Genomic DNA, 22,451 nt, shown 5'->3' on the forward strand with positions numbered 1-22,451 from the left:
GGTGGACGGCTGTCACCCGCCGGGCCGGACGACCCCGTTCTCGTATGCGAACACCACGGCCTGTACCCGGTCGCGCAGGCCGAGTTTGGCAAGCACCCGACTCACGTGCGTCTTCACCGTCGCCTCGCCCAGGTGGATGGTCGCGGCGATCTCCGCGTTGCTCGACCCGGCGGCGAGCAGCATCAGCACCTCCCGTTCGCGCGGGGTCAGCTCGGCCAGCGCGGCGTCGGCGTCGGGGCCTCGGTGGGCGGTGCCCGCCGGGTCGCCGGGTCGGGCGAAGGTGGAGATCACCCGGCGGGTGATCTCCGGGGCGAGCAGGCCGTCGCCCCTGGCCAGCACCCGGATCGCCTCGACCAGCTCCTCCGGCGTGCCGTTCTTGAGCAGGAAGCCGCTGGCCCCGGCCCGTAGCGCGGCGAACAGGTAGTCGTCGCGGTCGAAGGTCGTGAGGATCAGCACCGCGGGTGCGCCGGGGCCGTCGGCGACGATCTGCCGGGTGGCCTCCAGGCCGTCCATCCCGGGCATCTCCACATCCATGAGTACGACGTCGGGGCGGGTGGCCCGGGTCATGCTGACGGCCCGCTCGCCGTCGGCGGCCTCACCGACCACCTCGATGTCGTCCTCCACCTCGAGGATGACCCGGAAGCCGGTACGGACGAGATGCTGGTCGTCGGCGAGCAGCACCCGGACCGTCGGGCCGGTGTCGGTTGCGTGGTGGGTCGCCGCGCTCATGCCGAAGGCTCCGCGCCGGCCGCCGCCTGGTGCCTGTCGCCCGATTCCCGCTGCGGGCCCACCGGAAGCTCCGCCGACGCCGCGAGGGGGAAGCGGGCGCGTACCCGCCAACCGCCGCCGGCCCTCGGCCCGACCTCCAGGTCGCCGTCGTGGGCGCTGACCCGTTCGCGCATCCCGATCAGGCCCAACCCCGCCGGATTGGCCCGGCCGCTGGTCCGCCCGTCGTCGGTCACGTCGACCTCCACCTCCCGGGCCAGGTACCTGACCCGCACGTCCAGTAGGGCCGCCTCGGCGTGCTTCAGGGTGTTGGTCACCGCTTCCTGCGTCACCCGGTAGGCCGTCTGGGAGACCGATTCGGGCAGCGCGACCGGGTCGCCGTACACCCCGAGGGTGGCCGTCAGCCCGGCGGCCCGAGCCCGAGCGACCAGCTCGTCGATCCGCTCGACGCCGCCGGCTGTCGGCGGCGCGGCGTCGGTGCCGGCGGAGGTCCGCAGCACGCCGAGCATCCGACGCAGCTCGTCGACGGCGGTGCGGGCACTCTGCTCGATGGCGCTCAGTGCGGTGCGGGCCTTGTCCGGGTCGCGGTCGAACACCCGGCGGCAGGCGGACGCCTGCACGCCCATCACCGACACGTGGTGGGCGACCACGTCGTGCAGCTCCCGGGCGATCCGGACCCGTTCGCCGAGTACCGCCCGCTCCCGGGCCTCGGCCTGCGACCGGCGCAGATCCTCGGCCTGCGCGCGCAGCTCGTGCTCGCGGCGCGCGGCCACCCAGGCGGTCTCACCGAAGAAGTAGGCGAACCCGAGAGTCAGCACGTTGACCAGCACCCCGGTGACCATCGCCGCGAGCACGGGTGGCACCGGCCCAACCGCGTCATCGAAGGAATCAGCGGGGATGTGGTCGATGGTCACGGCGTAATAGACGCCCAGCCAGGTGAACATGGTGACGATCACGCCGATCCGCAGCCGGCGGGCCAGCCGATGGTCCTGCCCCCAGGCGCCAGCGGTGTAGATGACGCAGAACAGGGCCCAGGCGGAGAACTGGGTCTCCGGGGCCGATCGTGCCTGGGCGCCGATGAACACCACCGAGACGATCAGCAGGGTCGCCAGCGGCCAGCGTCGTCGCCAGATCAGCGGTAGCGTCACCGCGACGGTCCAGAACAGCTGTTCCGGCCCGGATGGTGGTGGGCCCAGCAGGAACGCCCCGGCGCTGCGGGCCAGGGTGAGGCTCACCAGCGCCAGCCCGGTCACCGCCAGCCCGATCCACAGGTCGAACCGGCGCTGTTCCGTGGTCGGACCCGGCCGGCGCCATTCCTCTCGCGGTGCCACGGTCATCCCGGAACGATGCCACGCCACCCGCCCGGCTTGCCGACCGGGCACGCCGGTTCCTGCGCGGTCACGCCGACGGGCGGCGGCCCGGCGCGGGGTACGCGCCGGGCCGCCTACTCTGGTGTCGCTCACGCGGTCGTCTGCTGGCGGGTCTTCCGGGCTGTGTCGACCAGGTCCCAGACCACGATCGCGGCCGCGCCCACCGCGATGGCCAGGCCGAGGGAGTCCCGGTTGTCCGCCTCCGCCACCCAGCTCAGGCGCTCGGCCAGGGCCGGGTTGAGCAGTCGGTCGGAGAGCGCCAGCCACGCCAGCGGCACCGCGAACGCCAGGTTGAGCAGCGCCTTCGCGCCGAACAGGGCCCAGGTCCAGCGGTCGATCCGGTACTTGACGATCTCGAAGATCACGCTGAGCGCCAGCACCCCGATCAACGCCGGCAGCCAGAACGACCACAGAGCCGGGTCGAGGACCGCGATGTTCTCGCCGTCGGTGCCGCGCACCCAGGAGTGGTAGTGCTGAAGCGGCAGGTACGCGATGGTCAGCAGCAGCATGATCACGGATGCGATGGTGTCGGCGAGGGGGATGCCTCGTCGCACCGGTGCGTCGGGCAGCTGGTCGACCGTCCACTTCGGCAGGTCCACGGCCGTCTGGGTGCGCTCGATGATGGCGAAGGTCAGGGTGAGCCAGAAGGCGATCTGCACGGCCACCTGCATGGCCGCGACGATGCCCGGCCCGATGGCTCCGAATCCCTTTCCTTCGGCCGCCTCGACCACTGTGACGATCGTGCCGACGAGCGCCGGGATGAAGCTGAGCAGCAGCTTCAGCAGTCGCAGCCAGAGCAGGTAGTAGGTCGGGCCGATGAGCTGCAGCCGGCGGTCGGCGTACCGGGCGGCCAGCACGTCCGGGTTGCCCAGCTCGGTGAGCACCTCCCGCTCGGCGGTGGTCGCGTCCTGCCCTCCATCGGTCCGACCCTCGATCATGTCGTCGATGGAGGCACGCAGCTCCGTGGCGATCTCGTCGCGGCGCTGGGTGGGCACCGAGCGCAGGGTGGCGGCGAGGTAGCGGTCGGTCAGGGTGTTCATCGGTCCACTCCTTGGATCAGGCCGGTGATGGAGGTCTGCACGGTGGCGAGGTCGTCGAGGAGCCGGTTCAGCATCGACTCGCCCTCGTCGCTGGTCCGGTAGAACTTGCGCGGTCGGCTCTCTTCGGTGTTCCACTCGCTGGTCAGCAGCCCCTGGTCCTCCAGGCGGCGCAGCAGCGGATAGAGGGTGTTGGCGTCGACCGGGAAGCCGTGGTCGGTGAGCCGTTGCAGCAGTGCGTAGCCGTAGTCCGGTAGGCGTAGCGCGACCAGGCTGGCCACCACGACGGTGCCTCGACGCAACTCCTGTAGGTGCGTCCGTAGAACGTCCTCGCTAACCATGTGTCACACCATACTGTGTGGCACACACTGTTGTCTAGGCCGACATCATCGTGTCCGCCCAACCTCCGTCGGGCCTGACACGACAGGCGGGGCGCCCGGTCGACACCGGACGCCCCGCACCTGGGAAAAGTCAGCAGGACACGCCCTGCCGGAAGTTCCGCTCGACGAAGCTCGCCGGGCCGATCTGGAAGTAGCCCACCCCGGGCCGGATCGGGTGCCCGGTGAACAGCTCCACCCGCGAACCGACACGGACCAGGTACGCCTCGGCGTCCCCCGCGTCGTTGCGGATCAGCGAGCCCCGCCGGCCGTAGATGGCCTCCAGCTCGTCGAAGGACATGCCGACCGTGGCGCCCGCCGGAGATCGCGGCGGCGCGGTGGCCGTACCGACCTCCACCAGTCGCCCGTCGCGGAAGGCCAGCAGGAGCACGCCCGCCCAGGAGCCGGTCGCGCCGGCGTGCACCACCCCGCCGCAGGCCGGCGCGGTCCAGTCGATGTGTCCGTTGGTGGTGAGCGACGCCAGGCTGGCGCCGATGCGGTACACGCCGGCGCCGCCGACGCTGAGCACCTGCGGGTGGCTGTGCCCGACGGCTACGGCGAGCGGACCACGCGCCGAGGCGGGCGCAGTGCCGCCGGCCAGGAGCGCCGCCGACGCCGGGCCGGCGACGGTCGCCGGCAGGAGCGTGCCGAGCGCCAACGCGGCAGTGGTGAGGAGGATCGCGGGACGGTTCATGGTGGCTCCTTCGGTGATGGGTCTCCTGCCCTGTTAGTCACCGCGCCGGGGCCAACGGTTCGTCGGGATTCCGACCGGCGCGGTCTACTGTGCAGAGAAGCGCCGGCCGGGGGTGATACACGGTGACGGCTCCACTGCGGATCGGGCCCTACGCCATCGAGCGACTGCTCGGCGTGGGTTCGTTCGCCACGGTCTGGCTGGGCTACGACCGGGTGCTCGACGCGCACGTGGCGATCAAGGTGCTGGCCGAGAACTGGAGCCACGACCTGCGCGTCCGGGAACGCTTCCTCGACGAGGCTCGGTTGCTGCGCCGGCTGCAGCACGAACGGCTGATCCGGGTGCACGCCGTCGGCGAGTTGCCCGACGGCCGACCGTACGCCGTCCTGGCCTGGGCGGACGGGGGCAGCCTGCGCGACCGGCTGGCCGTTGGCGAGATCCCCGCGCCAGCGGCGCTGCGGCTGCTCGGCGAGGTCTGCGCCGGTGTCGCCGTGCTGCACCGGCACGGCGTCGTGCACCGCGATCTCACCCCGGGCAACATCCTGTTCCGCTCCGCCGGTCCTGACGGTGCCGAACAGGTGCTGATCGCCGATCTCGGCCTCGCCAAGGCGCTCGCCGCCGCCTCCGGCCTGACCGCCCGGGCCGGCACCCCCGGTTACATGGCCCCCGAGCAGGACGACCCGGGCGCGGTGGTCGACACGCGCGCCGACGTGTACGGGCTCGGCCGGCTCGGGATCCGGCTGCTGGCCTGCGACCCGTCGGACGCGAACCCGACCGGACCCGATCCGCCCCGGCGCGCCCCGGAGATCCGGCTACGGGACGACGTGCCGCCAGCGGTCGCGGCGGTGCTCGTCCGGGCCACCGCCCACCGCCCGGCCGACCGTTATCCCGACGCCGCAGCCCTGCACTCCGCGTTGACCAGCGCGAGCGGCACGGCGGGACGGCCGCCACCTCGGGCAGGGGCCCGCCGACCGCACCGGTGGCGGCTGGCCGGGGCCGCCGTCGTGACCATCGCCGCGGTGGGTGGGGTGGGCGCCGAGCCGGGTGGCGCCGGCTCGGCTCGGCCGGTCGGCGGTACGTACACGACAGGGCCGCTGACCGTGGCGTTGCCGCCCGGCTGGTCCGCCACGGGTGCCACCTGGGCCGGTCAGTACGGTGCCGACGGCGAACCGGAACCGGCGCTGGTGATGTCGCCGCAACCCCGCCGCTGGGCCGCCGACCCGCGCCTGCCTGGCGCGTTCGTCGGCCTCTCCGCCAGCACGGCGGCACGCGCCACGCCCACCGGGTTCCTGGCCGAGCGCACGCACGGCGACTGCACGCCCGCGCCGACGCGCGTCACCCGGCAGGCCGGCGTCGAGTGGACCGTGGTGGCGTACCGCTGCGACCGGGGTCGGCCGCAGATCATCGAGACGGCGGCCCTGCACCCGGGCCGACCCGCCCTGGTGTACGTGCAGATCACCCCGCCGGCGGACAGCGGACCCGACTTCGTGGACACCCTGCTCGCCGGCGTACGCCTGCGGTAGGTGCGGCCGAACCTGCCCGGCGGCGGCCAGCAGGGTGTGAAGCTGTCATCGTGGCCCAGGAGCCGAGCCGGTGAGCGGCGGCACGCGCCGGGCGCCGATCCGCACGCCGAACGGGTCAGCGCGTACGGATCTGCTGGAGCTGTTCTTCGACCTCGCCCTGGTCGCCGGCCTGGCGATGACCTCACGGAAGATGGCCGCCGACCAGAGCTGGATCGGCATCGCCCAGGCGCTGCTCCTGCTGTCGACGCTGTTCGCGGTCTGGGTGACCACCACGCTGATCACCGACAGCTACAGCCCCCGGAAGCAGCCGGTCCCGCTGCTGATCCTGGGCAGCATGTTCGGCCTGATGCTGATGTCCGCCGCGCTGCCCACGGCGTTCGGTGACCACGGGTTGATCTTCAGCGGTACCTGGGTCGCGATCTTCCTGGTCCGTGGGCTGGTGCTCGCCTGGTCCCTGCGGGGCCGGCCGGAGCAGGAGCGTCCGGTACGCGCCCTGATCTGGGACATCGGCACGGGGACCCTCTGGGTGGTCGGCGGCCTGGTGGCCGACCCCGGCTGGCGGTTCGGGCTGTGGCTGGCCGCGCTGACGGCTGACTACACCGCGTTCGGTCTGCGCTTTCCGCTCCCCGGTCGGGCACCTCTGCCGCGCTACAAGGTGGTGCCCGAGCACCTTGCCGAGCGCTACCAGCAGATCTACATCCTGTCCCTGGGTGAGCTGGTCCTGGTCAGCGTCCTCAGCCTGGGCCACCAACCGTTCACCGCGGATCGGGTGGCCACCTTCGGGATCGCCTTCCTCACGGCCGCGGTGCTCTGGTGGAGCTACGCCCGGGGAGCCGGCGCGACGCTGCGCGCCGCCATCGAGTCGTCGCCCCACCCGGCCCGGCTGGTGCAGACCAACCCGTACGCGCACTGGCTGATGATCGCCGGGGTGGTCGGCACGGCCGCCGGTGTCGAACGAATCATCGAGCAGCCCGGCGAGCGGCCGGGCGGGCCGATGACCGCGCTCATCCTGGGCGGTGCCGCGTTGGTGCTGTGCGGTCGGGCGATGCTCGAGTACGAGGTCTACGAGCGGTTGCCGTTGTCGCACGTCGTCGGCGTCGTCGTGACGGTCGTTCTTGCCCCGGTCGCGCCGCACCTGCCCGGTCTGGCGGTGAGCGTCGCCGCCGGTCTGGTGCTGGCGGGGGTCGCCGCCGCCGAGTTCCTCCGGGCCCGGCACCGATCCAGCGGCTAGCGGACCACCACGGTGATGGTGTGCTCCCGGCCGTCCTTCGGGATCGTCACGTCGACGGTGCCGGTGCGGACGAAGCGGATGTCCACCACGCCCGCCTCGTACTGCTGGGAGACCAGCTCCGGGCGGTCCACGGTGACGAGCCCCGGCCCGATGCCCTGGATACGCAGCACCGCACCGGTGGCGAAGCAGAGCGATTTCAGCAGCTCGACCTCGGTCTCGGCGAGCGGCAGGTCGTAGCGGACCGCTCCCTGACAGGCCGGCGTCGCGTCGCTCGACGGGGGAGTCGTTCGGGGCGTACCCCTCGTCCTGGTGGGTGCGGGCGGTGCCGCGACCGGCCGCGCGCTTGTCGGCGGCGGGCGGGACGGCGACCCGGTGGGCGTGGGAATCGCGGAGATCGAGGAGGTCGCGGAGGGTGTCGGCGTCGAGCGGCTCGGGCCGGGCGGTTGCACGGGCAGTGGCGAGACGGCGTCGGCGCCGCAGGCGGCGACCCCCACTGTGGCCGCGAGGACGACGACGAGCCGGCGGAACGAGGCCTGGTTCATTCGGTGCCGAGCCGTTGCCGGACCTGCCGTCGGGCCAGGTGCAACCGGGACTTCACGGTGCCCACCGGCACGTCGAGCAGGGCGGCGATCTCGGGGTAGCTCAGCCCCAGGACATCGCGCAGGGCGACCACCTCGGCGAGGTCGGGGTGGACCGAGTCGAAGGCGTCGAGCAGGTCGAGGCGGGTGCCCGCCACCACGCTGGTCCGTCGGGGGTCGGCCTGGTCGGGCACCGGTACGCCGCCGGCCTCCAGCCGGCAGCGGCGGCGCAGCGTGCGGTACGTGGAGCGGGCCCGGTTGGCGGTCAGCCGGTGCAGCCAGGTGCGGAACGAGGAGCGCCCCTCGAACCGGGTGATGCCGCCGGCCAGCGCCAGCAACGTGTCCTGGCAGGCCTCCTCGGCGTCCTCCCGGCTGGGCAGGAACCGGGCGCACAGCCGCAGCACCTCCGGGCGTACCGCGACCAGCAGGGCGTTCAGCGCGGCCGGGTCGCCGTGCGCGGCGGACCGGGCCAGGGCGTCGATGTCGTCCGCGTCGGGCATGCCGGGTGTCCAATGCTCGCCGGTGCCGATCCCTGAGCGTAGGACAGGTGCCGCCGGAGCGGCCCCGTAGCGTCCGCCACCCGACCCGAACCGGTGCCTACTCGAAGCGGGAGACGTCCCCGGCGCCCCGGCGCAGGATCTCCGGCTCGGACCCGGACAGGTCGATCACTGTCGTCGGCTCCTTGCCGCAGTCGCCGGCGTCGAGCACCGCGTCGAGCTGGTGGTCGAGCCGTTCCTTGATCTCCCAGCCCTGGGTCATCGGCTCCTCGTCGCCGGGCAGGACCAGCGTGCTGGACACCAACGGTTCGGCCAGCTCGGCCAGCAGCGCCTGGGTGACGGTGTGCCGGGGGACCCGCACGCCAACGGTCCGCTTCTTCGGGTGCAGCATCCGGCGGGGCACCTCGCGGGTGGCCGGCAGGATGAAGGTGTAGCTGCCCGGGGTGGACGCCTTCACCAGGCGAAAGACCGCGTTGCTGATCTGGACGAACTGACCGAGCTGCGCGAAGTCGTGGCAGACGAGCGTGAAGTGGTGCCGGTCGTCGAGATGCCGGATCTGCCGGATCCGGTCCAGCCCGTCCTGGTTGCCCAGTTGGACGCCGAGCGCGTAGCAGGAGTCCGTCGGGTAGGCGACCAGCCCACCACCGCGGATCAGGTCGGCGACCTGCCCGATGACCCGGGGCTGTGGGTTCTCCGGGTGTACGTCGTAGTACCTCGCCATCCTCCGAGCCTAGGCCCAAGCGGGGACGATCAGGAGACGAGGGCCACCCTCGGCGCGGACGGTGGAGCCGCTGAGATCACCTCGGTAGGGTAGGTCCCGGTCGGCTCCGACCAACAAGATCCACACCGCCGGGGGGCGCCCGCATGGCCGATTCGTTCGCGCATCTGCACGTGCACACCGAGTACTCGATGCTCGACGGAGCGGCCCGACTGAAGGACCTGTTCGCCGAGGCCAAGCGGCTGGGCATGTCCGCTGTGGCGATCACCGACCACGGCAACATGCACGGCGCGAACGACTTCTACAACCAGGCGATGGCCGCCGGGATCACCCCGATCCTGGGCGTCGAGGCGTACGTGGCGCCGGAGTCGCGCTATCACAAGGCACGGGTCAAGTGGGGTCGCCCGGAGCAGAAGAGCGACGACATCTCCGGTAACGGCGCGATCACCCACAAGACCATGTGGGCGAAGAACGCGCAGGGCCTGAAGAACCTCTTCACCCTCAACTCGCGCGCTTCCATGGAGGGGCACTACGTCAAGTGGCCCCGGATGGACATGGAGCTGATCGCCGAGCACGCCGAGGGGATCATGGCCACCACCGGCTGCCCCTCAGGTGCGGTGCAGACCCGGCTGCGGCTGGGCCAGTTCGACGAGGCCCTCAAGGTCGCCGCCAGCTACCAGGACATCTTCGGTAAGGACAACTACTTCCTGGAGATCATGGATCACGGCCTCTCCATCGAGAGCCGGGTCCGTGAGGGGCTCACCGAGATCGCCCGCAAGCTGGACATCCCGCCGGTGGTCACGAACGACTCCCACTACACCCACGAGGCGCAGGCCACCGCCCACGACGTGCTGCTCTGCGTGCAGACCGGCAGCAACATCGACGACCCCAACCGGTTCCGGTTCGAGGGTGGTGGCTACTTCATCAAGAGCGCCGACCAGATGCGCGCGGTGGACTCGTCCGAGCTGTGGCAGGAGGGCTGCCGCAACACCCTGCTGGTCGCCGAGAAGGTCGACCCGACCGGAATGTTCGAGTTCCACAACCTGATGCCGCGCTTCCCGGTGCCCGAGGGTGAGACCGAGGAGTCCTGGTTCCGCAAGGAGACCTTCGCCGGCCTGGCCCGCCGCTACCCGGGCGGCATCCCGGAGGGGCACGTCGTCCAGGCGGAGTACGAGCTGGGCGTCATCAACCAGATGGGCTTCCCGTCCTACTTCCTCGTGGTCGCCGACTTCATCCAGTGGGCGAAAAACCAGGGCATCGCGGTGGGCCCGGGTCGTGGTTCGGCCGCCGGGTCGCTCGTCGCGTACGCGCTGGGCATCACCGACCTGGACCCGATCCAGCACGGCCTGATCTTCGAGCGGTTCCTCAACCCCGAGCGGGTCTCGATGCCGGATGTCGACATCGACTTCGACGAGCGTCGGCGCGGAGAAGTGATCAAGTACGTCACCGACAAGTGGGGTGACGACAAGGTCGCCCAGATCGCCACCTTCGGCACGATCAAGGCGAAGGCCGCGATCAAGGACTCGGCCCGGGTCCTCGGTTTTCCGTACGCGGTCGGCGACCGGATCACCAAGGCCATGCCACCGGCGGTCATGGGTAAGGACATCCCGCTCACCGGCATCTTCGACAACAAGCACCCCCGCTACGCCGAGGCGGGCGAGATCCGCGGCCTGTACGACTCCGACCCGGACGTCCGTAAGGTGATCGACACGGCCAAGGGCATCGAGGGGCTGATCCGGCAGACCGGTGTGCACGCCGCCGGCGTCATCATGTCCGCCGAGCCGATCATCGAGCACATCCCGTTGACGCGCCGCGACGCCGACGGGGCGATCATCACGCAGTTCGACTACCCGACGTGCGAGTCGCTCGGGCTGCTGAAGATGGACTTCCTCGGCCTGCGCAACCTGACGATCATCGACGACGCGGTCAAGAACATCGAGCTGAACCACGGCCTGAAGCTCGACCTGCTGGCCCTGCCACTCGACGACAAGGCCGCGTACGAGCTGCTGGCCCGCGGTGACACCCTGGGCGTGTTCCAGCTCGACGGTGGGCCGATGCGGTCACTGCTGCGGCTGATGAAGCCTGACAACTTCGAGGACATCTCGGCCGTCCTGGCCCTGTACCGACCCGGCCCGATGGGCGTCGACTCGCACACCAACTACGCGCTGCGCAAGAACGGCCTCCAGGAGATCACGCCGATCCACCCGGAGCTGGAGGAGCCGCTGCGGGAGATCCTGGAGCCCACCCACGGCCTGATCGTCTACCAGGAGCAGGTGCAGCGCGCCGCGCAGATCCTCGCCGGCTACACCCTCGGTCAGGCGGACCTGCTGCGCCGGGCCATGGGTAAGAAGAAAAAGGAGATCCTCGACAAGGAGTTCATCCCGTTCCGGGACGGCTGCCGCGAACGCGGCTACTCCGACGAGGCGATCCAGGCGGTGTGGGACGTCCTGGTGCCGTTCGCCGGGTACGCCTTCAACAAGGCGCACTCCGCCGCGTACGGCCTGGTCTCCTACTGGACCGCGTACCTGAAGGCGCACTACCCGGCCGAGTACATGGCCGGGCTGCTGACAAGCGTCGGCGACGACAAGGACAAGATGGCGCTCTACCTGGCCGAGTGTCGCCGGATGCGCATCCAGGTGCTGCCGCCGGACGTGAACACTTCGGCCGGGCCGTTCACCCCGGTCGGCAAGGACATCCGCTTCGGCCTGGCCGCCGTCCGCAACGTCGGGGCGAACGTGGTCGCCTCGATCATGCGCTGCCGGGAGGAGAAGGGCGAGTACGGCGACTTCTACGACTTCCTGTCCAAGGTGGACGCGGTGGTCTGCAACAAGAAGACGATCGAATCGCTGATCAAGGCGGGCGCGTTCGACTCCCTCGAACACCCCCGCAAGGGCCTGCTCGCGGTGCACGCCGACGCGATCGACGCGTACGCCGACGTCAAGCGCAAGGAGGCCGTCGGCCAGTACGACCTGTTCGGCGCCGGGTTCGGTGACGCCGACACCGGCAGCACCACGGTGATGCCGACCATCGGCGAGAGCGAGTGGGACAAGCGCGACAAGCTGGCCTTCGAGCGGGAGATGCTCGGCCTGTACGTCTCCGACCACCCGCTGTTCGGCCTGGAGCACATTCTCAACGCGGCAGCCGACACCACCATCGCCTCCCTGGCCGAGGAGGGCGCGGTGCCCGACGGGGCGGTCGTCACCCTCGCCGGCATCCTGTCCGGGGTGCAGCGCCGGGTCACCAAGCAGGGCCGGGCCTGGGCGTCGGCCACCCTGGAGGACCTGGCCGGTGGGGTGGAGGCGCTGTTCTTCCCCAACACCTACGAGGTGATCGGGCAGTACATCGCCGAAGACGCCATCGTGGTGGTCAAGGGCCGGGTGGACCGCCGCGACGACACCCCACGGATCATGGCGATGGACATGTCCATGCCGGACGTCAGCACCAGCGCCACGAACAAGCCGGTCACCCTCACCATCCCGGTGCACCGGTGCACACCACCGCTTGTGGAGAAACTCAAGGAGACCCTGGTGCTGCACCCCGGCGACACCGAGGTGCACGTCAAACTCCAGAACGGCGGGCGCACGACAACCCTGCGGCTGGGTCCGTTCCGGGTGGCGGCGACGACCGCGCTGATGGGTGACCTGAAGAGCGTCCTCGGCCCGGCCAACGTGAGCTGACCGGGCGCGTGAGCGACCGGGCCCCGGTCCGGCCGGCGTAGGACCGGCCGGACCGAGGACGGCCCTGCTCAGCCCCGGTCGGGGGCGCTGATCTCCCGTAGCTGGCCGTCGGCCAGCCGCAACCAGCGCTGCACACCGATCTCGGCGAGGAACCGCTCGTCGTGGCTGACCACGACGAACGCCCCCTGGTACGCGGAGAGCGCGCTCTCCAACTGGCCGACGCTGACCAGGTCCAGGTTGTTCGTCGGCTCGTCGAGCAGCAGCAGTTGCGGCGCAGGTTCGGCGCAGAGCACGCAGGCGAGGGTGGCGCGTAGCCGCTCACCGCCGGAGAGCACCCCGACCGGCAGGTTGACCCGGGCGCCCCGGAACAGGAACCGGGCGAGCAGGTTCATCCGTTTGGCGTCCGGCAGGTTCGGCGCGTACGCGGCGAAGTTCTCCGCCACCGTGCGGTCGAGGTCCAGCAGGTCCAGCCGCTGCGACAGGTACGCGATCCGCCCGTCGGCCCGCCGGATCTCACCGCCGGCCGGGTCCAGGTCGCCGTTGACGAGGCGTAGCAGGGTCGACTTGCCGACGCCGTTCGCCCCGGTGAGCGCGATCCGTTCCGGTCCCCGGATCACCAGGTCCGCGCCGTCGTCGCCGAACAGGTCGCGGTCGTCGAAGCGGGCCCGCATCCCCTGACCGGAGAAGACAGTGCGCCCGCCCGGGACGCTGGTGTCCGGCAGGTCCACGACGATCCGGTCCTCGTCGCGTACCGCCCGCCCCGCCTCGTCGAGTCGGGCCTTGGCCTGTCCGAGCCGGGAGGAGTGCGTCTCCTGCGCCCTGCCCGCCGACTCCTGCGCGCTGCGCTTGAGCCCGCCGGCCACGATCCGGGCCAGGCCGGCGTTCTTCAGGTTCTTGGAGGCGTTGCTGGCCCGCCGGTCGGCGCGCTCCCGGGCCTGCTGCATCTCCCGCTTCTCCCGCTTGACCTCCTGCTCGGCGTTGCGCAGGTTGCTCTCGGCCACCTCCCGCGCCGCCTGCACCGCCTCGGTGTACGCGGTGAAGTTGCCCCCGTACCAGCGGATCTCACCCTGGTCCAGTTCGGCGATGCGGTCCATCCGGTCCAGCAGCTCCCGGTCGTGGCTGACCAGCAGCAGGCACCCGGACCAGTCGGTGAGGACGTCGTAGAGCTTGTGTCGGGCCTCCACGTCCAGGTTGTTCGTCGGCTCGTCGAGCAGCAGCACGTTCGGGCGGCGCAGCAGTTGCGCCGCCAGGCCGAGGGAGACCACCTGACCGCCGCTGAGGGTGTGCAGCCGCCGGTCGAGCGACAGCTCACCCAGGCCGAGCCGGTCCAACTCCGAGCGGGTGCGCTCCTCGATGTCCCAGTCGTCGCCGATCGTGGCGAAGTGTTCCTCGCTGGCGTCGCCGGCCTCGATGGCGTGCAGCGCGGCGATCCGCTCGGCCACGCCCAGCACCTGCGCCACGCTCAGGTCACCGGCCAGCGGCAGCGTCTGCGGGAGGTAACCGAGCAGGCCGTCCACGCTGACGCTGCCCTCGCTGGGCCGCAACTCCCCGGCGATCAGCCGCAGCAGGGTGCTCTTGCCGGCGCCGTTGGGCGCGACCAGGCCGGTGCGACCGCCCGGGACGGTGAAGGACAGCTCCGAGAAGACCGGGGTGTCGTCCGGCCAGGAGAAGGACAGGTTCGAGCAGACAATGAACGCATCAGACATGCGAGTGACCTCAAAGGGTGGGGTGGGCGCGCGAGAGCCGCCCGACGACAACGGGGACCGGTGGAACGACAACATGGCCCCGGCGGCTGCGCGGACGCGCGCCGAACCGATGGCCGAACACATCCGGTCTCACCCGGAGATGTCGTCGTCACCCGCCATGTCTGGTCTCCCTGGTCGTACCGCTAACCCAACCCGCCAACCTTAACAACGAATCTCCGCCCCGCCACCGGGTTCCCGTCCACGCCGCTCCACCGTCGATCTTGCACGTGCTGGTGGCGAGATCTCGACGAGGCGTCAGCGGGGGCGGTACTCGACCTCGGGGCGGCCGGGGGTGCCGTAGCGGGGGGTGCGGGCGGCGCGGTCGACGGTTACCAGGTACTCCAGGTAGCGGCGGGCGGTCACTCGGGAGATGCCGGTCAGTGCGCTCACCTCGGTCGCGGACAAGCCGACCTCCGCGCGGGTGCCGTCGGTGAGGGCGGCGCGTACCCGATTGAGGGTCTGCGCGTCGAGCCCTTTGGGCAGGCTGTGCCCGGCGGTGCCGCGCAGGGTGGCGAACATCTGGTCCACCTCGTGCTGGGCGGCGACCTCGCCGTCGGCGAGCGCCTGGGCGCGGTAGTCGGCGTACCGCTCCAGCTTGTCGCGGAACGCCGCGAACGTGAACGGCTTGAGCAGGTAGTGGGTCACCCCGAGCGACACGGCGGTGCGCACCACCGCCAGGTCCCGCGCGGACGTCACCGCGAGCACGTCGACGCTGCTGCCGGCCGCGCGCAGCGCCCGGCAGACCTCCAGGCCGTGCAGGTCGGGCAGCCGAAAATCAAGGAGTACGAGGTCCACGTCGCCGCCGTCGTTGGCGCGCAGGGCCGCCATCGCCGCCCGCGCGGTGTGCGCCACCCCGACCACCACGAAACCGGGAACCCGCTCGGTGTACGCGCTGTGCGCCTCGGCCAGCAGCGGCTCGTCCTCGACGACCAGCACCCGGATGTCGGTCATGACTGCTCGACCCTGCCCGGCAGCCGGACGGTGAACAGGCTGCCGCCGTCGTCCGAGCGACACACCTCGGTGCTACCGCCGTGCCGGCGGACCACCTGCCCGACCAGCGCCAGGCCGAGGCCCCGGCCGGTGCTCTTGGTGGACCAGCCGCGCCGGAACGCGTCGGCGACCCGCTCCGGGGCCAGGCCGGGGCCGCTGTCGGCGACCCGGACCACCAACTCGTCGTCGGACGTACCGACGAAAACCCGCACCCGCCGCGGCGCCGGCGTGCCGGCCACCGCCTCCAGGGCGTTGTCGACCAGGTTGCCGACCACGGTGAGCAGGTCACCTGTCGGCAGGGGGCTGTCGTCGAGGCGGCAGTCCGGCTCGATGACCAGATCCACCCCGCGCTCACCCGCCTGTGCGGACTTGCCGAGCAGCAGGGCGGCCAACGCCGGCTCGGTCACCGCGCCCACCACCCGGTCGGTGAGCTGCTGGGCGAGGGCCAGGTCCCGGGTGGCGAGTCGGACCGCTTCGCCCGCGCGGCCCAACTCGACCAGGGTCAGCACGGTGTGCAGCCGGTTGGCCGACTCGTGGGTCTGCGCCTGCAACGCCTCGGTCAACGCCCGCACCGAATCCAGCTCGCTGGCCAGCGTGCGCAGCTCGGTCTGGTCGCGCAGGGTCAGCACGGTGCCGAGCACCGCGCCCTCGAAACGGGTGGTCCGCTGGTTGGCGACGAGCACCCGGTCGCCAGCGACGATCGGCTCGTCGCGGGCGTCGCGCCCGGAGTCGAGCAGCTCGGCCGCGGCCGGCGGCAGGTCGATCCCGGCCACCGGCTGATCGATCACCGGCGCGTCCGCGTCGAGCCCCAGCAGCCGGCGGCCCTCGTCGTTCACGAGCGCCACCCGACGATCGGTGGTCAGCACCACGAGACCTTCACGCACCGAATGCAGAACGGCGTCGTAGTACTCGTACATCCGGGTCATCTGCGCCGGCCCCAGACCGTGCGTCTGGCGACGGAGCCGGCGGCTGAGCAGCCAGGAACCCGTCGCGGCGAGCGCCAGAGCCGGTGCGACCACACCGAAGAGCACAGGCAACTGGCCGAGCAGCTTACGGTCGATCGCGCGGGTGGTGATGCCCACCGACACCAGACCGACGAGGCGTCGCTGCTCGTCGTACACCGGAACGACAGCGCGCACCGACTCGCCGAGCGTCCCGACGTTTGTGGTGGTGAACGGGCGGCCCGCCAGGGCGGGCCCGATCTCACCGACGAACGGCTCGCCGATCCGCTCCCGGGTCGGGTGCGAGAAACGGGTGCGGTCGGGGGCCATCACCACCACGAAGTCGGTGCCCGTGGCATGCCGGGTCGATTCGGCGTACGGCTGGAGGACCCGCGCGGGGTCGGCGGTCGTGAGGGCCGCGCGGACGTCGGGGGAGCCGGCGACGGTCTGCGCCACAGCGAGCACCTCCTCCTGCGCGGCCTGGCGGGAGTCGCTGCGGGCCAGCCAGACGGCGCCCGCCGCGCCGGCCAGGACGAGCAGCGTCACCACCATCGCCTGGAGGGCGAAGAGTTGCCCCGCGATGCTCCACTGGCGTCGGGCCACCTCCACCACCTCCTCGTCGCGCCGCCGTTGTGCCACTGCGGTGAACAGAATGACCGCAAGGCTGTCAACGGGTGAGACGCGCTTCACATTGTCGACATGGACACCACCGCATCCGCCACCACCCCGGCACCGGCGGTCCGCCGGGACCGTACCCGTTACCTGTACCTGGCCGTCATCGTTGCCGTGTTCGCCGGCATCGTGGTCGGCCTGGTCGCCCCCGATTTCGGCAAGGAACTCAAGCCGATCGGCACCGGCTTCGTCAACCTGATCAAGATGATGATCAGCCCGGTCATCTTCTGCACCATCGTGCTCGGCGTCGGCTCCGTCCGGCAGGCCGCGAAGGTCGGCAAGGTCGGCGGCCTGGCCCTCGGCTACTTCCTCACCATGTCGACAGTCGCGCTCGCCATCGGCCTGGTCGTCGGCAACCTCATCCACCCCGGCTCCGGCCTGAACCTCGGCCCCGACCTCGCCGGCTCCGGCAAGGCCGCCGCCGGTGACGAGGCCGCCGGTACGGCGGACTTCCTGCTCGGGATCATCCCGACGACGCTGCTCTCCTCGCTCACCGAGGGCAAGGTGCTCCAGACGCTGCTCGTCGCCCTGCTGGTCGGGTTCGCCGTCCAGGCCATGGGCCGGCGGGGTGAGCCGGTGCTCAGCGCCATCACCGTCATCCAACGGGTCGTCTTCAAGGTCCTCGCCATGATCATGTGGCTGGCGCCGATCGGCGCGTTCGGCGCGATGGCCGCCGTTGTCGGCGCGACCGGCGTGGATGCCCTCAAGAGCCTCGCCCAGATCATGGTGGGCTTCTACGTCACCTGTCTGATCTTCGTGCTGGTCTTCCTGGGCGCGCTGCTGTGGTTCGTGGCCCGGGTCTCGATCTTCTCGCTGCTGCGTTACCTGGGCCGGGAGTTCCTGCTGATCCTGTCGACCTCGTCGTCGGAGTCGGCGCTGCCGCGGCTGATCGCCAAGATGGAGCACTTCGGCGTCAGCAAGCCGGTCGTCGGCATCACGGTGCCGACCGGCTACTCGTTCAACCTGGACGGTACGGCGATCTACCTGACCATGGCGTCGCTGTTCATCGCCGACGCGCTGGGCAAGCCGCTCGCGATCGGCGAACAGGTCTCGCTGCTGCTGTTCATGATCATCGCGTCGAAGGGCGCCGCCGGGGTCACCGGCGCCGGGCTGGCCACGCTGGCCGGCGGCCTCCAGTCGCACCGGCCGGACCTCGTCGACGGGGTCGGGCTGATCGTCGGCATCGACAGGTTCATGTCGGAGGCTCGGGCGCTCACCAACTTCGCCGGCAACGCGGTGGCGACCGTGCTGGTGGGCACCTGGACCGGAGAGTTCGACCGGGAGCGGGCGGCCGGAGTCCTGAGCGGCGACGACCCGTTCGACGAGGCCACCATGCTCGACGAGCACGACGACGACGGGGCTGCCGCCCGCCCCGACGAGAAGGAGGCCGTGCCGGCCGGAGCGTCTGCCTGAGTCACGGCGTGGACCGGGGTCGCGGTGGCCGGGTGCCGCCGCGACCCCGGGTTCGCGGGAAGCGCCGTGCGTCGACCGTCTGGCGTCAGCGTCGGCGTGCGCGCCACATCGTGTGTTCCCTGGAGATCGCCGTCTCGGTGTCATTCACGAAGCGCGACAGTTCGGCTTCCGAGTTGATCCGGGTGGCGAGCGACCCCATGGCGGCAAGCTCCTGACTTGCCAGGGCGTAGGCGGTCGCCACCGCGCTGTGTTGCCGTGTCTGCGTCCACGCCGCCCCGGCCGCGACCGCTGCGGCGGCCACTCCGAGCAGGTCGAGGTCGGTCAGCCCGGCCGCCCGCGACACGGCCAGGGTCACCCCGGCTATCTCCAGGACGAGCATGCTGACCGACCAGCGGGTCGCCCGCGCGCGGTTCGACAGCGAACGCTCGGCGTACCAGGCTCGCTGGCCCTCGAGGCGGCCGGTCAGGTACGCGGCGCGGCGGTCCTCAATAGGCGCGGCACGTAGCGTCCGCATTCCTTCCGTGATTTGTTGCCCCGCCACCGCGGGGGCGGCCAACCCGGCGGCTGACATGTCCCGGGTGAGGCCCAGCAGTCGGTTGGTGAATTCGTCGAAACTGTCCGAGTCGCTCTGCGATCGGGGAAACGGATCCGCCCCGGTGGTGAATCGCCACGTGAGGGACTTGATGGATTCGGAGAGGGCTCTTCCGACGTACCACCGCTCATTGGGACGATTGGTGAGGAGGAAGACCTCGACGATCGAGGTGGCGGCGAAGGCGCCCGCCGCCAGGGCCGGGCCGAGGGCAAAACTGTCGAGTTTCCAGGTGACCACTCCCGCGACCGCGGCCACCAGGAGCAGGGACAGCCGCAGCGCGATCACTGTCGTGTACACGCGTTGGCCGCGCTGCGACTCGTAGGACACGGCGCGCTGAAACGGGGGAAGATCCTCGGCCTTCAGCATGTCGTTGACCTCTCGACGAAACGTCCAGGGCGTCGGCGGGGTGAGCAGTCGGTACGCAGGCTGTGTAGACAGTAGACGCCGCGGTCCACCCCAACCGCCCGCAGCAAATGCCGATCCCGTCTCCGCTGGCGTCGATCAGGAGGTTTGCGTCACCACACGCCGCACCGGATGACGCAAACCTCTTGATCAACCGTTGGGTGGGGTGGGGTGTGCGGGTCTACGGAGCGGTGGTCCTGTCGCAGGGGGCGCCGATGCCGAGGTTGACGCGATCCTCCTGGCCGTTCGACGTCACTATCAGCGGTACGCAGGCGGCCCGCGCGACCCAGGTGCCGCCGACGAAGGCCATCCACCGGGCCTGCCCACCCTCCGGCCCGCAGGCGTGCACCGTGACGGTGGCCGCGGGGGTGCCGGTGCCGCCCCACCCGAGCCGGGCCCTGTCCTGCCAGCCTGGTGCCGCCCGGAGGTCGACGACCTTGCCGGCGCGGACGACGAGCCCCCACTTGGCGAACAGCCGCGCTGCCGGATCGGCCTCCCCGGACTCTTGCGCCGACAGCACGGGGGCGTCGGGCACCGCCACGTCGTTCCCCACCAACCGGTAGCCCGCCGGGAGCGCCGACAGCGTGTCGACCGATGGCGTGCACGGCGGCCCACCAACACTGGCGCCCGTCGACGGCGCTGCGCGGTCGGCCTGCGGCGTGGTGTGCTGGCGCGGGCCACCCGCCGGCGTGCAGGCGGACAGGGTCACCGTCAGGCACAGGAGGCCCCACCGGGCCGTGGCGTGGCCGGTCCGGCGTTCCGCGGAATTCGAATTCATTCGATATTCATAGCAGGTTACCGATATACGCGTTGGTAACATTGCGGTGGGCGACAGCGCTCGTGCCGATAGTGGAGTTATGTCTAAATGAACGATCGGTCAGTAGTCGATCTTGCATGTGACATATCCAACTGTCGCTTTTCCAGCTGCCACAAGAATTGGGCGCGTAAACCTCGCCGGGTACCTTCCTGTCGTGCCAGACGCTTCTCGACAGTTGATTGCCGATCGCTATCGGCTGGTCCGTCCGCTCGGTCAGGGCGGGATGGGCCGGGTGTGGCAGGCCCGCGACGAGATGCTCCAGCGTGACGTCGCCATCAAGGAGTTGGTGGCACCGCCCGGCCTGCGCGACGACGAGCGCCGGGAGATGCGCGAACGGTCCATGCGCGAGGCGCGGGCCGTCGCCCGACTGGGCCACCCCAACGTGGTACGCGTCTTCGACGTGCTGCACGCGGGCGGCGACCCCTGGATCGTGATGGAACTCGTGCCGTCCCGGTCCCTGCAACAGGTGCTCGAAGCCGAGGGGTCGATGCCGGCGGACCGCGCCGCGCGGATCGGGCTGGGCATTCTGGGTGCGCTGCGCGCCGCACACCGGGCCGGCGTGCTGCACCGGGACGTCAAGCCGGCCAACGTGCTGCTCGGCGACGACGGCAGGGTGGTGCTCACCGACTTCGGTCTGGCCACCCTCCCCGGCGACCCACGGATGACGCAGACCGGGATGGTGCTCGGCTCGCCGGCGTTCCTCGCGCCCGAGCGGGCCACCGACGGCGACGTGGGGCCGGCGGCCGACCTGTGGTCGCTCGGCGCCACCCTCTACGCGGCGGTCGAGGGGCGCACCCCGTACCACCGCTCGTCTCCGATCGCCACGCTCGCGGCCCTCGCCACCGAGCCGCCACCGCAGGCGCACCGAGCCGGTCGGCTGACCCCGCTCCTGGACGGACTGCTGCGCCGCGAGCCGGATCAACGGATCAGCGCCGATGAGGCGGATCGTCTCCTGCGTCGGGCCGCCGCCGTGGACGTGCCAGCGGCCGAGGTGAGCAGCGCCGGCGGCGGGCCGTCGACCCGGATCACCGCCACGGCGGCCACCACCACCACCACCACCACCGCTGCTGCTGCCACCGGCGACGGGCCCCGTCCGACGATCGTGCCCGAGTTCGTCACCGCCGAGCCCGGTCCGCCCGCGTCGCCGGCTGCCCCCGCGTCGCCGGCTGCCCCCGCGTCGCCGGCTGTCTCCGCCGCGCCGGCTGTCCCCGCTGGGCCGTGGTCCGGGACGGGCCGCAGGCGTCGGGCCCGGCTGATCGGGTCGATCGGGGCCGCCGCGTTGCTGGTCGTCCTGCTGGTAACCGCGTCAGTGCTGAACGGCGGGCTGTTCGGTGGCGCGGGTGACGGCGGAGCGGCGGCGCCGGCAGTGCACCCGTCGCCGATCGCCGAGTCGCCGGTGTCCCGGGTGCTGCCACCGGCGCCCGCGGGCTGGCGCTACTACCGTGACGATCCCCGCTTCCTCGTACCGGTGCCGGACGGCTGGCAGGCGCGGCGCGACGGTGAGCGCGCCTCGTTCCGTGAGCCGGACGGCAGCCGCGTGCTCGTCCTCGACGAGCTCCGGTCCATCCCGGCGGACCTGCTCGCCGAGCTGCGGGAGCGCGAGGGGGCGCACCGCGGGCGGTACGCCGACTACCGGCAGGTCCGGCTCGACGCGCTGAGCTACCAGGTGCGGGCCGCCGAATGGGAGTGGACGTACACCGACGAGGACGGCACGCCGATGCACAGGCTGAGCCGCGTGTTCGTCGGCCACAACGGGCACGCGTACTCGATCGACTGGACCACCTCCGACGCCGAGTGGTCCGCGAGCGGGGCCGTCCTCGCGCTGATCACTGATGGTTTCCAGGGCCTACCGGTCGTGGGTGTCGCGCCGTCGCGAGCCGCCAGCGCGCCACCGTCGGCGAGCGCGGGGCCACCGACGCCCGGGACGGGCAGCGGGACGACGACCAGCCCCGGGACGCCGGTGCAGCAGCCGGCCGCCCCGCCGCCGTCTCCGACGCAGGGCAGCACGCCCGCCGGCAAGCAGATCTCCAGCTTCGCCAGCGACCGCTGCATCGACATCCCGGACGGCAACGCCGTCGCTGGTGCGCGGCTGCAGATCTGGGACTGCCGGCGGACCGCGAAGCAGCTGTGGACCTTCCCGGCGGACGGCACGGTCCGGTCGATGGGCAAGTGCCTGGACGTCGCCGGCCACTCCACCGAGGACGGGGCAGCCGTCCAACTGGCCGACTGCTCCGGCGCGGCCTCGCAGAGGTTCACCCTCAACAAGGCGTACGACCTGGTCAACACCAGGGCGGACAGGTGCGTCGACGTGCTCGACTCGAACCCGGACAACGGCGCCCGGCTGCAGATCTGGCAGTGCAACGGCAACGCCAACCAGAAGTGGCGGGCCAGCTGAGCGCTGACGAGGGCGTCGCGGCGTGGTTCACCGCCAAACCCGCCGCCCCTCGTGGGGCT

18 protein-coding genes are annotated in these 22,451 nt (G+C 71.4%); 5 read left to right on the forward strand and 13 right to left on the reverse strand.

Annotated elements, in window-relative coordinates:
* Positions 1 to 12: 12 nt before the first annotated feature.
* The 5 genes from ACQP0U_RS10895 to ACQP0U_RS10915 all read right to left on the reverse strand — a co-directional run bounded on the left by ACQP0U_RS10895 (position 13) and on the right by ACQP0U_RS10915 (position 4,204).
* Positions 13 to 729: a response regulator gene (locus ACQP0U_RS10895; RefSeq protein WP_433318056.1), complete on the reverse strand. Its 717-nt coding sequence runs from the start codon at positions 727 to 729 to the stop codon at positions 13 to 15.
* Complete coding sequence (locus ACQP0U_RS10900; protein WP_433318058.1) at positions 726 to 2,063, reverse strand: sensor histidine kinase; 1,338 nt, start codon at positions 2,061 to 2,063, stop codon at positions 726 to 728. Before ACQP0U_RS10900 ends, ACQP0U_RS10895 begins: the two co-directional genes overlap by 4 nt.
* Before the next feature lie 122 nt (positions 2,064 to 2,185).
* Positions 2,186 to 3,136, reverse strand: coding sequence for a permease prefix domain 1-containing protein (locus tag ACQP0U_RS10905; RefSeq protein WP_433318059.1), 951 nt, complete (start codon positions 3,134 to 3,136; stop codon positions 2,186 to 2,188).
* On the reverse strand, positions 3,133 to 3,474 hold the full coding sequence (locus tag ACQP0U_RS10910) for a PadR family transcriptional regulator (protein WP_433318060.1): 342 nt from the start codon (positions 3,472 to 3,474) through the stop codon (positions 3,133 to 3,135). The genes ACQP0U_RS10905 and ACQP0U_RS10910 overlap by 4 nt, the downstream gene beginning before the upstream one ends.
* Before the next feature lie 130 nt (positions 3,475 to 3,604).
* Entirely contained in the window at positions 3,605 to 4,204 is a 600-nt protein-coding gene (locus ACQP0U_RS10915; RefSeq protein ID WP_433318062.1) for a hypothetical protein, read from the reverse strand.
* A gap of 122 nt (positions 4,205 to 4,326) precedes the next feature.
* On the opposite strand from ACQP0U_RS10915, the gene ACQP0U_RS10920 reads away from it, so the two are divergent.
* Complete coding sequence (locus ACQP0U_RS10920; protein ID WP_433318064.1) at positions 4,327 to 5,724, forward strand: protein kinase domain-containing protein; 1,398 nt, start codon at positions 4,327 to 4,329, stop codon at positions 5,722 to 5,724.
* 70 nt (positions 5,725 to 5,794) lie between these two features.
* Entirely contained in the window at positions 5,795 to 6,955 is a 1,161-nt protein-coding gene (locus ACQP0U_RS10925) for a low temperature requirement protein A (RefSeq protein WP_433318066.1), read from the forward strand.
* On the opposite strand, the gene ACQP0U_RS10930 is transcribed toward ACQP0U_RS10925, so the two are convergent.
* The 3 genes from ACQP0U_RS10930 to ACQP0U_RS10940 all read right to left on the reverse strand — a co-directional run bounded on the left by ACQP0U_RS10930 (position 6,952) and on the right by ACQP0U_RS10940 (position 8,751).
* The gene (locus ACQP0U_RS10930; RefSeq protein ID WP_433318068.1) at positions 6,952 to 7,497 is read right to left on the reverse strand and encodes a hypothetical protein; all 546 of its coding nucleotides are present in this window, start codon (positions 7,495 to 7,497) and stop codon (positions 6,952 to 6,954) included. The genes ACQP0U_RS10925 and ACQP0U_RS10930 overlap by 4 nt on opposite strands.
* Positions 7,494 to 8,033, reverse strand: a complete 540-nt coding sequence (locus tag ACQP0U_RS10935; protein ID WP_355423385.1) for an RNA polymerase sigma factor — start codon at positions 8,031 to 8,033, stop codon at positions 7,494 to 7,496. The genes ACQP0U_RS10930 and ACQP0U_RS10935 overlap by 4 nt, the downstream gene beginning before the upstream one ends.
* Positions 8,034 to 8,130: 97 nt before the next feature.
* Entirely contained in the window at positions 8,131 to 8,751 is a 621-nt protein-coding gene (locus ACQP0U_RS10940; protein ID WP_433318070.1) for an L-threonylcarbamoyladenylate synthase, read from the reverse strand.
* A 143-nt stretch (positions 8,752 to 8,894) separates the two neighbouring features.
* Here ACQP0U_RS10940 and dnaE point away from each other — a divergent pair, with 143 nt between their 5' ends.
* On the forward strand, positions 8,895 to 12,425 hold the full coding sequence (gene dnaE, locus ACQP0U_RS10945; RefSeq protein WP_433318072.1) for a DNA polymerase III subunit alpha: 3,531 nt from the start codon (positions 8,895 to 8,897) through the stop codon (positions 12,423 to 12,425).
* A gap of 68 nt (positions 12,426 to 12,493) precedes the next feature.
* On the opposite strand, the gene abc-f is transcribed toward dnaE, so the two are convergent.
* The 3 genes from abc-f to ACQP0U_RS10960 all read right to left on the reverse strand — a co-directional run bounded on the left by abc-f (position 12,494) and on the right by ACQP0U_RS10960 (position 16,740).
* Entirely contained in the window at positions 12,494 to 14,131 is a 1,638-nt protein-coding gene (gene abc-f / locus ACQP0U_RS10950) for a ribosomal protection-like ABC-F family protein (RefSeq protein WP_433318074.1), read from the reverse strand.
* Between the two features lie 294 nt (positions 14,132 to 14,425).
* Positions 14,426 to 15,121 carry a response regulator gene (locus ACQP0U_RS10955; protein WP_433318075.1) on the reverse strand — a complete coding sequence of 232 codons (696 nt, stop codon included), beginning with the start codon at positions 15,119 to 15,121 and terminating at the stop codon, positions 14,426 to 14,428.
* Positions 15,118 to 16,740, reverse strand: a complete 1,623-nt coding sequence (locus tag ACQP0U_RS10960) for an ATP-binding protein (RefSeq protein WP_433318077.1) — start codon at positions 16,738 to 16,740, stop codon at positions 15,118 to 15,120. The genes ACQP0U_RS10955 and ACQP0U_RS10960 overlap by 4 nt, the downstream gene beginning before the upstream one ends.
* A gap of 60 nt (positions 16,741 to 16,800) precedes the next feature.
* Between ACQP0U_RS10960 and ACQP0U_RS10965 the strand changes: the two genes are divergently transcribed.
* Positions 16,801 to 18,186 carry a cation:dicarboxylate symporter family transporter gene (locus ACQP0U_RS10965; protein ID WP_433318078.1) on the forward strand — a complete coding sequence of 462 codons (1,386 nt, stop codon included), beginning with the start codon at positions 16,801 to 16,803 and terminating at the stop codon, positions 18,184 to 18,186.
* 85 nt (positions 18,187 to 18,271) lie between these two features.
* Here the strand turns inward: ACQP0U_RS10965 and ACQP0U_RS10970 are convergent, their stop codons facing one another.
* A complete protein-coding gene (locus ACQP0U_RS10970; protein ID WP_433318080.1) occupies positions 18,272 to 19,144 on the reverse strand; it encodes a DUF4231 domain-containing protein in 873 nt (290 codons plus the stop codon).
* Positions 19,145 to 19,361: 217 nt separating this feature from the next.
* Entirely contained in the window at positions 19,362 to 19,958 is a 597-nt protein-coding gene (locus ACQP0U_RS10975) for a hypothetical protein (protein ID WP_433318082.1), read from the reverse strand.
* A gap of 193 nt (positions 19,959 to 20,151) precedes the next feature.
* Between ACQP0U_RS10975 and ACQP0U_RS10980 the strand changes: the two genes are divergently transcribed.
* A complete protein-coding gene (locus ACQP0U_RS10980; protein ID WP_433318084.1) occupies positions 20,152 to 22,392 on the forward strand; it encodes a protein kinase domain-containing protein in 2,241 nt (746 codons plus the stop codon).
* Positions 22,393 to 22,451: the final 59 nt, after the last annotated feature.

This window comes from Micromonospora sp. CA-269861 (genome assembly GCF_050948505.1).
Taxonomy (GTDB): domain Bacteria; phylum Actinomycetota; class Actinomycetes; order Mycobacteriales; family Micromonosporaceae; genus Micromonospora.